Annotated in this window: 5 protein-coding genes; 3 read left to right on the top strand and 2 right to left on the bottom strand. The window is 63.7% G+C overall.

All coding sequences use genetic code 11. The annotated features are described in order from the left end of the window. A partial coding sequence (locus HX818_RS19160) for a non-ribosomal peptide synthetase (RefSeq protein ID WP_177020561.1) occupies positions 1 to 10,684 on the bottom strand: 10,684 nt, incomplete at its 3' end. Between the two features lie 209 nt (positions 10,685 to 10,893). Here HX818_RS19160 and HX818_RS19155 point away from each other — a divergent pair. Beyond that, positions 10,894 to 11,145, top strand: a complete 252-nt coding sequence (locus tag HX818_RS19155) for a type II toxin-antitoxin system HicA family toxin (protein WP_063028501.1) — start codon at positions 10,894 to 10,896, stop codon at positions 11,143 to 11,145. After that, entirely contained in the window at positions 11,142 to 11,498 is a 357-nt protein-coding gene (locus HX818_RS19150) for a type II toxin-antitoxin system HicB family antitoxin (RefSeq protein ID WP_087695354.1), read from the top strand. Before HX818_RS19155 ends, HX818_RS19150 begins: the two co-directional genes overlap by 4 nt. On the opposite strand, the gene HX818_RS19145 is transcribed toward HX818_RS19150, so the two are convergent. After that, positions 11,499 to 12,671 (bottom strand): MFS transporter, encoded by a 1,173-nt coding sequence (locus HX818_RS19145; RefSeq protein WP_102369571.1) that lies wholly within the window; start codon positions 12,669 to 12,671, stop codon positions 11,499 to 11,501. Between the two features lie 134 nt (positions 12,672 to 12,805). Here HX818_RS19145 and HX818_RS19140 point away from each other — a divergent pair, with 134 nt between their 5' ends. Further along, on the top strand, positions 12,806 to 13,390 hold the full coding sequence (locus HX818_RS19140) for a TetR/AcrR family transcriptional regulator (protein ID WP_177020560.1): 585 nt from the start codon (positions 12,806 to 12,808) through the stop codon (positions 13,388 to 13,390). Positions 13,391 to 13,595 lie beyond the last annotated feature (205 nt).

The raw sequence follows: 13,595 nt of genomic DNA, 5'->3' as shown, positions 1-13,595 counted from the left end.
TGAGCACGTCCTGCCAGATCGCCGCAATACGGCGTTCCAGCTCGCTGTGCGGCGCTACATGCAGCGCATGGGAACCTTGTAGCTCCGGCACCGGCAAGGCCTTGCGGTCGAGCTTGCCATTGGGTGTCAACGGCAGTTGATCAAGGATGACCATCTGGGCCGGCACCATGTAGTCCGGAAGCGTCTTCTTGAGCCAGACACGCACATCGTCTTGCACACCGGACTGTGCCCCAGGCTCCAACACCAGATAGGCAATCAGACGAGTGCCGCTCTGCGCTTCATGGGCCACCACCACGGCTTCGTGGACAGCGACATGTTGCAGCAGGCGCTTCTCGATTTCGCCCAGCTCGATGCGAAACCCACGCACTTTGGTCTGATGATCGATGCGTCCCACGTACTGGATTTCGCCATCGGCCAGATAGCGTACTAGGTCACCGGTGCGGTACAGCCGAGCTGCGCGATCGCCGAACGGGTCCGGCACAAAGCGCTCCGCCGTCAGGTCCGGGCGCAGCAGGTAGCCCCGGGCGATCCCGGCGCCGGCGAGGTACAACTCACCGACCACGCCGACCGGCACCGGCTCCAACTGTGCGTCCAGCACATAGCTGTCGGTACCGGCCAGCGGTCGGCCAATGCTCGCCCGGCCACCCGCTGTGCGGCGTACGTAAGTCGAATACGTGGTGTCTTCGGAGGGCCCGTACAGGTCATACACATGCTTCAGCGTGGCCTGCTGGTAAAGCCCATCCACGAGCGACTGCTTCAGTGGCTCACCGGCGAGGTTGATGATGCGCACGCTGTCGGGAATCTGCCCGGCCTGGTGCAACGCAGCAATCGCCGAGGGCACGGTGTTGATCAAGGTAACCCGGTCCCGCGCCGGCAAATCCGCCAGCGCCAGGGCATTTTCAGCCAGGATGAAGAAGCCGCCACTGGCCAGGGTGACAAAAAGCTCCCACACCGACAGGTCGAAGCAGATCGAGGTTGAAGCCAATACCCCCTGCAAGTCCTCGCGACGGTAGACACCCTGGGCCCACTGAATCAGTGAAACGGCATTGCGATGGCTGATGGCAACACCCTTGGGCTTGCCGGTCGAACCCGAGGTGTAGATCACATAGGCGAGATTATCAGCGCTCGCCAGGGCTGGCAGGTCGGCACAATCGGGGTGTTGCGGGTCAACGCTTTCAGAGGGCACCTGCAGCACCTCAAGGCCGCCCCCCATGCCTTGGGCATCCGTCAGCAACAACCGGGCCTGACTGTCTTCCAGCATGTAGGCCAATCGGTCGGCCGGATAGTTGGGGTCCAGGGGCACATAGGTGCCGCCGGCCTTGAGCGTCGCGAGCAACGCCACAACCATTTCCACCGAGCGAGGCAGCAGCACACCCACCCGCACTTCCGGCCCTACGCCGCGCTCACGCAGGCGGCGGGCCAGGCGATTGGCACGTGCGTTAAGCTGGCTATAGTCGAGGCATTCGGCGCCAAAGATCATCGCCAACTGGTCAGGTGCCTTCCGGGCCTGAGCCTCGATCAGCTCATGCAAGCCCCCCTCGAAAGTGCCACTCAGTTCGAGGCTGTTCCAGTCCCGCAGGATCGTTTGGCGCTCATCGGCGTCCAGCAGCGCAAACTGCGCGACAGCCTGCCCAGGCTGGCTGACGATAGCGTGCAGCAGGTTCTGCCAGTGGTGCGCCAGTTGTTCAATGGTGCTGCGCTGGAATAGATCGGTGGCGTACGTCAGGGACGCCGCCAGGCCGCCGGCCACTTCGCCGGTGTCCAGGCTCAGGTCGAACTGGGACGTGCCGCTGTCCCAGGCCACGCCCTCGATCGACAATCCTGGCAACTGCGCCGCGCCAGTCTCACGGTTCTGGTGATTGAACAGCACCTGGAACAGCGGGCTGTGGCTAAGGCTGCGCCGGGGTTGCAGAGCATCCACCAACTGCTCGAACGGCAAGTCCTGGTAAGTCTGGGCGTCGAGCACCGACTGACGAACCTGTTGCAGCAGATCGCTGAACGAAGCCTGGCTGTCAAACTCGGCGCGCAGCACCTGGGTGTTGACGAAGAAGCCCACCAGGCCTTCGGTTTCCATGCGATTACGGTTGGCTACCGGCACGCCGACACGGATGTCGCCTTGCCCGCTGTAGCGGTGCAACAGCATCTGGAATGAAGCCAGCAACAGCACGAACAACGTCACCTGTTCGCGTTGCGCCAGGACCTGCAAGCCAGACGCCAGTTCCGCTGGCAAATTGAAGTCCAGGCGTGCACCACGCAAGCTCTGTTCGGCCGGACGCGGGAAGTCGAAGGGCAGCTCCAGCACCGGTTGCTCACCGCCCAATTTCTCACGCCAGTACGCCAGTTGCCGGGCGCTTTCGCCCTCGGCCATCCACTGGCGCTGCCAGACGGCATAGTCGGCGTACTGCAGCGCCAGCTCTTGCAAGGCGGTCTCGGTGCCCGCGCAGAACGCGCGGTAGAACTGGATCAACTCGTCGACAATGATTTGCATCGACCAGCCATCGGAAATGATGTGGTGCTGGGTAATGATCAGGACGTGATGGTCAGGCTGCACCCTCAGCAACTTGACGCGCATCAGCGGGCCGTTGAGCAAGTCGAACGGACGCTGGATTTCGTGCTCAACGGCTGCAGCAATCCCGTGGACATCCACGGCTTGCTGTTCAACCACCTGGGCCCGCCGTGGCTGGATCACCTGCCAGGTCTGCTCGCCTTCTTCGACGAAGGTGGTGCGCAAGGCTTCATGACGCTGCACCAGCGCCTGGAACGCTTGCTCCAGTGCCGCCACATTCAGGCTGCCACGCAGATGCAGCGCGGTGGGCACGTGGTAGGCCGCGCTGTCGGGGTCCAGTTGCCAGAGGAACCACTGGCGCTCCTGGGCCGATGACAGCGCCATCGGCCGGCCGCGTTCCAGGGCCAGCATGGGCAGGCTTTCCTGCACCTGCAAACCCGCGCACGCGGCGGCGAAAGCCAGCAGTGTCGGATGCTCGAACAACGCTTTCAAAGGCACTTCAAGCTTGAGCGCATGCCGCACCCGGGAAATAACCTGGGTCGCCAGCAACGAATGGCCACCACGCTCGAAGAAATGATCATTAACGCCGACGCGCTCTACCTGCAACACCGCCTGCCAGATCGCCGCCAACTGGATCTGCAACGGGCTGTGAGGCGCCTCGTAGGCCTGCCGAGGCTGACTCAGGTCCGGCGCAGGTAATGCGCGGCGGTCGAGCTTGCCGTTGTTGTTCAACGGCAGCGCGTCCAGCCACACCCAATGGCCCGGCACCATGTAGTCGGGCAGTGATTGAGCCAGGATGGCGGCCAGGTCAGCAGACTCGGTGGCTACGCCTTGGGCGGCTACCACATACCCCACCAACTGCGCGCCTGTGGGTCCTTCGTAGGCGATCACCGCGGCTTCGTGCACCTGCGGCAGGGCTTGCAGGCACGCTTCGATTTCGCCCATTTCGATGCGCAAACCGCGGATCTTCACCTGATGGTCGATCCGCCCCACGTACTCCAGGGCATGATGTTGGTTGTAACGGGCCAGGTCGCCACTGCGGTACAGGCGCGCACCCGGCACACCGGCAAACGGGTCCGGCAGGAAGCGTTCAGCCGTCAACGCGGGACGGTCAAAATAGCCCTGGGCCAGGCCGGCCGGAGCGCCGATGTACAGCTCACCGACACCGCCGACGGGCAGCAGCTCAAAGGCGCTGTCGAGCACATACAGCGCACGACCCGCGATGGCCCGGCCAATCGGAATGCCGAACGCATCGCTGGCATCCGCCAACTGGCAGTCGTGCACACTGGACACCACGGTCGCCTCAGTGGGGCCGTAGGTGTTGAGCAGGCGCACCTTGCCCAGCCCGGCGTCATGCCAGGCTCGCAGGCCTTCAACCGACATCGCCTCACCGCCTACGTGGACCTGGCGCAAGTTGCCCAGCGAACGGCCATCGACGGCACACTCCTTGGCTAACAGGTACCAATAGGCTGCCGGCAAGTCGGCCAGGGTTACGCCCTGCTCTACGATTTCCCGAGCCAGTTGCCCCGCATCCCACAGTTCGTCACCGCGCATGACCAGCGCAGCACCGACGCACAGCGGCGGGTAGCATTGCTCGACGAAACCATCAAAGCTGAATGTCGCGAATTGCAGCACCCGGTCCGTGCAGGACAGCACGCTGTAGTCTTCGGCACTCTCGCAGAATTGGCCGAGGGCGGCGTGATCGATCGCCACACCCTTCGGTTGCCCGGTGGAGCCGGAGGTGTAGATCACATACGCCAGGTCGGCGGCGACGGCATGGCTTGGCGGGTTGCCGCAGGCGTAAGCTGCCAGTTCTTCACCCGACGCGGTGAAGTCCACGCGGGTCAACGATGCGGGCAACGGTAAATCTGCCAGCAGGCCGGTTTCGCAGAGCAACAGATCCAGGCGGCTGTCCGCCAACATGTAGGCCAGGCGTTCGTTGGGGTATTTGGGGTCCAGCGGGACATAGGCCGCGCCGCTTTTCAGCACCGCCAGCAGGCTGACGATCAACTGCGGGCCCCGTCGCGCAGCCAGGCCGACGCGCCGGCCGGGGCCAACGCCGTGCTCCAGCAAGCGATGAGCCAGGCGGTTGGCCCGCTCATTGAGCTCGCCGTAGCTCAAGCGTTGACTGCCCGCCAGTACCGCCAGCGCAGCCGGAGTGGCCTGGGCCTGGGCGGCGATGCGCTCGTGGACCAACCCGTGATGACGGGTGCTTGCCGCCCGGGATTGACTCAGGCCAAGCATGGCGCGACGGCCAGGCTCATCGAGCAATTGCAGGCTGCCAAGGCTGGCGCCAGGGTCTGCCGCCAGTTGCACCAACAGGTGTTGCAGGTTGGCGCTCAGCTGGGCGACCTGGGCCTCGCTGAAACGCGCCCGGTCATAGCTGAACTCCAGGCGCAGGCTGCTGCCCAGCTCGATACCCAGGGTCAACGGGTAGTTAGTGCGCTCGTGGTTGTGCAACTGGCCAAACGACAAGCCAGCGGGCGCGCCCTGCTTGAGCGCTTCGGCGACGGGGAAGTTTTCGAACACCAGCAACGTGTCGAAGAGCGCCGCGCCCTGCTGGCCGGCCCACCCCTGAATGTCGTACAGCGGCACATGTTCGTGATCACGCAGGCCAAGGTTCAAGGCTTGCAACTCGCCCAGCCAGGCGGCGGCCTGTTGCGCCGGGGCGGGTGTGCTGATCATCGGCAAGGTATTGATAAACAGCCCCAGCTGTTGCTCGATACCTGGCAGCGGCGCGGAACGCCCGGCGACCGTGGCACCGAACACGACGCACGGCTGGCCGGTGTAGCGTTGCAGCAGCACACTCCAGGCTCCCTGGAGCAGGGTGTTGAGGGTGATTTTTTGCTGACGGGCGAACTCGCTCAGGGTGGTGGTCAACGTGCTGTCGAGAACCGCCTGATGGTCGGCCATGCCTGCGCCGTCCACCGGTGGGCGAAGGGCCTCGGCCAACAACGTCGGGGCTTGCACCGGGGCCAGGCTGGCGCGCCAGAAGGCCTCGTCCGCCGCTGACGATTGTTGCTGCAGCCAGCCCAGGTAGTCGCGAAATTGCCCCAGGGGCGCTGGCAGCGCCTGACCGGCGTAATGGCTGATGACTTCGCCGAGCAGCTGTGCGTTGCTCCAGCCATCCATCAGGATGTGATGACTGGTGTAGATCAAATGCCAGCCGCTGCCGGCACCACGCACCAGCGTCAGACGGAACAGCGGTGCGACGCTCAAATCAAACCCGCGCTCGCGCTCGGCGTCGGCCAGGGCGTCAAGGTCGGCGTCGACCGCCTCGATCACCTGCAACTGCAGGTCGACCTGGCGATGGATCACTTGATGGGCACTGTCGAGTCCCAGCCAATGGAAACTGCTGCGCAGGATGTCATGCCGATCCAGCGCAGACTGCCACGCACGGCCGAAAGCCAGCAAATCGAGGCCTTCGATGTCCAGGCGCAGTTGGTTGATATAGGCCTGTGCCTGGGGCTCGTAAAGGGTGTGGAATAACATCCCCTGCTGCATCGGCGACAACGGGTAGATATCGTCGATGGCCGGCCCTGCTACCGGCAGCGCGTCGAGTTGCTGCTGGGTCAGGTGGGCCAGCGGGAAATCGGACGGCGTGACGTGCCCCGCCTGGGTAGCGCAGCAATGCTCGATCAATGCTGCCAACTCGACGGCATAATCGTCGGCCAGGCGCTGGACGGTAGCGGCCTGGAACATCTCGCGGCTGAAGCCCCATTGCAACGCGAGCTCACCGCCATACACCTGGCCCTCCAGGGTCAGCCAGTTGGCCAGCGGTGCCTCGCCGTCCTGGGCCTGGCCACTGCTTTCGCTGGCCGGCACGAACATCGCCGAGTCATTGAACTGACGGTCGAACTGCCCCAGGTAGTTGAACGTAATACGCGGCCCCGGCAACCCGGCCAGCGCTTCACGCGCCTCAGGCTCGCCCAGATAGCGAAGCAATCCGTAGCCCAGGCCCTTGTCCGGCACTGCGCGCAGTTGTTCCTTGACCGACTTGATCGCCGCCGGCAGCTCGCCTTGCGCCTGCAAGCGCACCGGGAACAGGCTGGTGAACCAGCCCACGGTGCGGGTCAGGTCCAGCGCTTCAAACAGGTCTTCACGGCCATGGCCTTCGAGCTGGATCAACGCTGCGTCCTGCCCGCTCCAGCGGCTGACCACCCGTGCCAGGGCTGTCAGCAGCAGGTCGTTGACCTGGGTGCGATACGCCGCCGGCGCGTGTTGCAGCAACTGGCGGGTCAGCTCGGGGTTGAGGCGGGTTTCGATCTTTTCCCCCAGGCGATTTTGCAACCCGCCCTGTGGGTTGTCGCAGGGTAAATCGGCCGTGCCCGACTGTGCCTGCCAATACGACAGTTGCCCATTCAGCGTTCGCGCGTGGGCCTGCAAGTGCTGCGCCCAAGCCTGATAGGCGCTGGTCTTGCCCGGCAACTGCGCAGGCGCGCGGTAAGCCTGCTGCAGGTCCTCCAGCAGGATGCGCCAGGACACACCGTCCACCACCAAGTGGTGCAGCACCAGCAACAGGCGCTGGCTTGCGTCGGCCATGTCTACCAGCACGGCACGCAGCAGCGGGCCCTGCTGCAGGTCGAGACTGCGCTGGGCCTCCTCGCACAATGCGGCCAATTCGCTGTCGGTGGCGGCACTTGCCTGCCATAGGCCGGACTCGCTGACGGGGGCCGTGTGGGCTTGTTGCCAGCCATCGGCGCCCTTCACAAAACGCAGGCGCAAGGCATCGTGGTGGTTGATCAGCCGGGTCAGTGCGACGTCCAGTGCTTCGGCCACCAGCGGCTCGCGCGGCGTGAGCAACAACGATTGGTTCCAGTGCTGACGTGCCGGGATCGCCTGTTCGAAAAAGCCCTGCTGCACCGGAGTCAGGATCACCTCGCCGCTGACCGGGCCCTGGTCGATCGTGCTGGCCTGGTCAAAGCTCGCCACCAACGCCAGGCTGCGCACACTCTGGTACTGGAACAGGTCGCGGGGGCTGAGGCGAATCCCCGCCTGGCGCGCACGGCTGACCACCTGGATCGAGATGATCGAATCACCGCCAAGCTCAAAAAAGTTGTCTTCCAGGCCGACCTGCTCAATGGCCAGCACATCACTCCAGATCGCCGCCAAGGCTTTTTGCAGGTCATTTTCCGGCGCCACAAACGCCTGCTGCGGCGCAGCGTCCGGCAACGGCAAGGCCTTGCGGTCGAGCTTGCCGTTGGCGGTCACTGGCAGCTTCACCAGCGTCATCAGGTGGGTGGGCACCATGTATTCCGGCAGGCTGTTCAACAGCCACGCCTTGAGCTCCGGTTGCCACGGCGTGGCAGGCTCGCCTCCCTCCAGCACCAGGTAAGCAACCAACTGTTTGCCCCCCTGCACCAGCACCACGGCCTCGCGCACCAGCGGGTGTTGCATCAGGCGGGTCTCGATTTCACCCAGCTCGATACGCAGGCCGCGCAGCTTGACCTGATGATCGAGGCGGCCGAGGTATTCGATCACACCGTCGGCGCGCTGGCGCACCCGGTCGCCGGTCCGGTACAGCCGCGCACCGTCATTGAACGGGCACGGCACAAAACGCTCGGCGGTGAGAGCCGCGCGGCGGTGGTAACTGCGGGCCAGCCCGGTGCCACCGAGGTAAAGCTCACCGCTGACGCCTGCCGGCACAGGGTTGAGTTGCGCGTCGAGGATGTAGGTTCCCAGATTGGCAATGGGGCGGCCGATGGGCACGCTGTCGGCACCTTCGTCGATGCAGGTCCAATGGGTGACGTCGATGGCCGCTTCCGTCGGGCCGTAGAGGTTGTACAACCCGGCGCCCGGAAGCTTGGCGAACACCTGCAACTGCGCATCCAGCGCCAGCGCCTCGCCACTGCATACGATGCGCTTGAGGCTGGCGCAGGCCTGCACGCCCGGCTCGTGGATAAATGCCTGCAGCATCGACGGTACGAAGTGCAGCGTGGTGATAGCGTGCTCGCCAATGGTCTCGATCAGGCGAGCCGGCTCGCGATGCTCGCCGGGTGCTGCGACCACCAGCCGTGCGCCGCTCATCAATGGCCAGAAGAACTCCCACACCGACACGTCAAAGCTGAACGGGGTTTTCTGCAACACTGCGTCGCTGGCATCCAGGCCATAAGCCTGCTGCATCCAGCACAGGCGGTTGACCAGCGCACGATGGCTGTTGCCTGCGCCCTTGGGCTTGCCGGTGGAGCCGGAGGTGTAGATCACATAGGCGAGGTTCAGCGCGTGCACGTTGACGGCCAGAGGCTCGCGGCCGTAATCGTCGAGCCAGCCTTGTGCCTGGTCGAGTGCGATGACGTGGATGCCGTCGACCGGCAAGGTCGACAGCAGGCTCTGCTGGCTGAGCAGCAGCCCGATGCCACTGTCTTCGATCATGTAAGCCAGGCGTTCGCGGGGGTATTCAGGGTCCAGCGGGACGTAGGCGCCGCCGGCCTTGAGAATCGCCAGCAGGCCGACCACCATTTCGATGGAGCGCTCGATGCAGATCCCCACCAGTACGTCCGGGCCAACACCCTGCTCGCGCAGGGCATGGGCCAACTGGTTGGCGCGCGCGTCGAGCTGCGCGTAGGTCAACTGCGTCGCGCCGAACACCAGGGCAACGGCGTGCGGAGTGCGTTGTACCTGGTCTTCGATCAGGTGGTGGATGCCACGTTCGGTCGGGTACGCCTCGGCCGTCTGGTTCCAGTCATGCACCAGCACGTGCTGCTCTGCGGCGGCGAGCATCTGCAGTTCACCGATGCGCTGGTTGCCATCGGCGACCATCGCCTGCAACAGGCTGAGCCAGTGCCGGGCCATGCGCTCGATGGTGGCGGCGTCGAACAGGTCATTGGCATAGGTCAGCGCGGCGTGCAGGGTGCCGGACTTCTCGTAGGTGTCCAGGCTCAGGTCAAACTGGGTGGTACGGCCTTGCCATTGCACCAGGGACAGTTCAAGCCCGGAGGCGGTGTTGACCGCGGCGATGTCCGCCACTTGCGGCTGATGGTTGTACATCACCTGGAACAGCGGCGTGTGGCTCAGGCTGCGCTCGACTTTCAAGGCTTCTACCAGGCGTTCGAAGGGCAATTCCTGATGGGCCTGGGCGCCCAGCGCGTGTTCCTTGATGCCTTGCAGCAACTCGTCGACGCGGGTTTGCCCGGTCAGTTCGGTGCGCAACACCTGGGTATTGACGAAGAAACCGATCAGCCCTTCGACTTCGCTGCGGTTGCGGTTGGCAATCGGCACGCCAACCCGAATGTCGCCCTGCCCGGTGTAGCGATGCAGCAGCACGTTGAACGCGCCGAGCAGCAACATGAACAAGGTCACATTGTGTTTTTGCGCGCAACTGCGCAACTGCGCAGCCAGCGCCGGATCAATCGCAAAGTCATGCCGGGTGCCCTGGTAGCTGGGCATCGCCGGGCGTGGATGGTCGATGGGCAGTTCCAGTACCGGGTGCTCATCTCCCAGGCGTGCCTGCCAGTATTCCAGCTGACGAGCCTGCTCGCCGGCCTCCAGCCAGCGGCGCTGCCACAGGGCGTAGTCGCTGTACTGGATCGGCAAGGCCGGCAGTTGCGGCGGCTCGTTGCGCTCATGGGCGTCGTAGCAGCGAATGAACTCGTCGATCAGCACGTTCATCGACCAGCCGTCGGACACAATGTGGTGCAAGGTCAGCAGCAGCACGTGTTCCTGATCGGCCAGCTTGAGCAATTGCACCCGCAGCAGCGGGCCGTTGGCCAGGTCGAAGGGCAACAGCGACTGACGGGTAGCGGCCTGCATCACCGCCTGCTCACGCTCGGCGGGTGCCAGGGCGCTGAAGTCCAACTGTTCGACAACCAGCGGCGACTGTGCGGCCACTTGCAACAGACGATCATCCGCCTGGCGCTGGAACACCGTGCGCAACGTCTCATGGCGGGCCACCAGGCTGGCGAACGCCTGCTCGATCGCCGGCAGGCTCAAGGCGCCCTTGAGCCGTACCGCGCCGGGCAGGTTATAGGCGCCACTGGCCGGGTCCAGCTGCCACAGAAACCACATCCGCTGCTGCGCATAGGACAGCGCCTGCCGGTCCTCGGCCTCCACCCCTGCCGGGATCGGAAACCGGGAAAAATCCACCCCTTCCTTGTGCAGCGCCTGGAGGAACATCTGGCGTTTTTCCAGGGGCAACCCGATAAACCGGCGAGCAAGTTTCAAGGAGTCTTCAGCGTTCATTTCTTGGGATCCGGGGCAATAGGCAGGAAGCACAAAGGCACGTCGTCCCTATAAAACGAATCCGGAAGGGAAAAATTAGCGGGGGATTGGGGGCGCAGACCACGGTGTCATCAAGGGTTACATCAAACACCGAGAGGCTCGGCGCGGCTGTCCTATCATTGACGCAACCCATCAATTGCAACTACATTTAGTTGCAGGCGAGAGTCGCCGTGTCGAAAAATGAAAAGCTGCTGGCCAAACTGCTCAATGAGCAATCGGCCTTTACCTGGCCCGAACTCGTCACGCTGCTGCGGCGCCTGGGATACACGCAAATCGAAGGGGCGGGTAGCCGGGTCAGGTTCGACATAGGCGACCCCAGTGCAATGATCACCCTGCACAAGCCTCACCCCGGCAACGAACTGAAACACTACATTCGGCGTCAGATCATCGAACAATTGAAATCAGGAGAACTGATTCAGTGAACAACCAGCTGAAACACAAAGGCTACATCGGCTCCATCGAAGCCAGCATCGAAGACAACTGCCTGTTCGGAAAGCTGCTTTTCATCAAGGCCCTGGTCAGCTACGAGGGCAAAACCGTCGCCGAACTGGACGCCGCCTTTTGCACCGCCGTGGACGACTACATCGAGACCTGCCAGGCCCTTGGGCAAGCACCGGAAAAGCCCTGCAAGGGTTCGTTCAACGTCCGTGTCGGCCATGAACTCCACCTGGCCGCCGCGCTTGCCGCGACCCGGCAAAAAGTCACGTTGAACGATCTCACGCGCCAGGCGCTGAACGAATTCCTGCAACATCGCGGCGCACTGGTGACCGGGTAATCACCCCAACCGCCGATACCCCAGCACCGCCGCCCCAAGCACCACCGCACCCGCCGCCAGCGCCACCCAGAACCCGCTGGGTGCGCCGAAGCGGTCGATCATCCAGCCGGAGCTGGCAGCACCAATGGCCACGCCGATGCTCAGGCCGGTGATCAGCCAGGTCATGCCTTCGGTCAAGCGGCTGGGCGGAACGATTTGTTCCACCAGGGCCATGGACACGATCAGGGTCGGGGCGAAGAACAGGCCGGAGATGAAGATCGCGGCCGCCAACCCCGGAATATTCGTCACCAGCAACAACGGCAGCGTGGTCACGGCGGTGGCCACGCCGCAGTACAAGAACTGGCGCGGCAGCGGTGCTTTCAACTTGAGCGCACCGAACGCCAGCCCGGCCAGGCACGAACCGATGGCGTATACCGACAATACAATGCTCGCCGCGGCGGGCTGGCCCTGATGCTGGGCGAACGCGACACTGACCACATCCACCACCCCAACGATGATGCCCATGGCCATCAACAGCACCATCAGGATCAACACCGAGGGCGAGGCAATCAGCCAACGGCCGTGCTCGGCGTGATGTTCATGCACCGGTGGCTCGGTCTGGCGTTGCAGCACAAAGGCGGTCACGCCCACTGCCAGAAACAGCGCGGCAATCAACGGCCCCGCTTCGGGGAACAGCAGCACGCACAGACCCACCGAGACCGGCGGGCCAATAATGAACACCACCTCGTCGAGCACCGACTCCAGGGCAAACGCCGTTTGCAGTTTGGGCTGGCCGCGATACAGCTCGGTCCAGCGCGCCCGCACCATGGCCGACATGTTGGGCATGCAGCCGGCCAGGGCGGCAAAGACGAACAGCGTCCACGTTGGCGCCTGCACCCGGGTGCAGAGCAACAGCAGCAACAGCGCGCCGCCGCCGATGGACGCGGCCACCGGCAACACCCGGCCCTGGCCATAACGGTCCACCAACCGTGAGACCTGGGGCGCGCAAAACGCGGTGGCCAGGGCGAAGGTAGCGGTCACCGCACCGGCCAAACCGTAACCGCCGTGCACTTGCGACAGCATGGTGATCAAGCCGATCCCGGTCATGGAGATCGGCATGCGGGCCAGCATGCCCGCCAATACAAAAGCCCTGGAACCTGGCGCCTGGAACAGCTCGGCGTAGGGGTTTGCCATGGTGTGTAACCTCTTCCTGAGCGCCCTGAAACTTGCTATTCGAGGTTTTCGGGGCAAAATACATACGGTGCGTATGTGACAAATCATGCGTAACATACGCGTCGTATGTCAATCACCTATTGTGAGCCTTACCCATGAGCCGAGCCCGTGCCGACATGATCGAAGACACCCGCGCCCGCCTGATCGCCAGCGCCCGCCAGGCCTTCGCCACACAAGGCTACGCCCAGACGTCGATGGACGATTTCACCGCTCGCGCCGGCCTGACCCGGGGTGCGTTGTACCATCATTTTGGCGACAAGAAAGGCTTGCTCGCGGCAGTGGTTGCGCAGCTCGACGGTGAAATGGACGCGAGCCTGCAACGTGTCTCGGAACAGGCTGACAACCCTTGGGAAGGGTTTTGCGAGCGCTGCCGGGTTTATTTGCGCATGGCTCAGGATCCCGAGGTCCAGCGCATCGTATTGCAGGATGCCCCGGCGGTGCTGGGCGCAACTGACCAGCAGCAATGCGTGGACTCGCTGCGCCGTTTGCTCGATGACTTGATGCAGGCGGACCTAGTCGAGCAGGCGTGCAGCCAGGCGCTGGCGAGGCTGATCAATGGCAGCCTGGTAAGCGCATCGCTGTGGATCGCCCAGGATGAACACCCAGGGGCGCGGCTGGAAGAAGCCTTGCAAGGTCTGGAGTTGTTGTTGCGCGGGTTGAAGCCTAATGCCGTTCGCTGAACGAGTGCGGTCGGGGTTTTCAGGATCAGATGGGGTACATATCCGTTATTCAGGTAACTCTGCTTTTCTGTGGGAGCTGGCTTGCCTGCGATGCAGACAACTCGGTACATCAGGCACACCCAGTTGATGCCATCGCAGGCAAGCCAGCTCTCACATTGAACCGTGCCCGCTTTTGATTTTGCTGTTGCTCTTCAACACTCAAGCC

The organism is Pseudomonas sp. F9001, assembly GCF_013385435.1.
Taxonomy (GTDB): domain Bacteria; phylum Pseudomonadota; class Gammaproteobacteria; order Pseudomonadales; family Pseudomonadaceae; genus Aquipseudomonas.
Note: the sequence above shows the minus strand (reverse complement) of the source record. Positions and strands in the feature narration are given on the sequence as shown.

Coding starts and splice junctions, on each gene's coding strand:
- HX818_RS19145 (WP_102369571.1), bottom strand. CDS start 12,671: ATGGCAAACCCCTACGCCGAGCTGTTCCAGGCGCCAGGTTCCAGGGCT.
- HX818_RS19140 (WP_177020560.1), top strand. CDS start 12,806: ATGAGCCGAGCCCGTGCCGACATGATCGAAGACACCCGCGCCCGCCTG.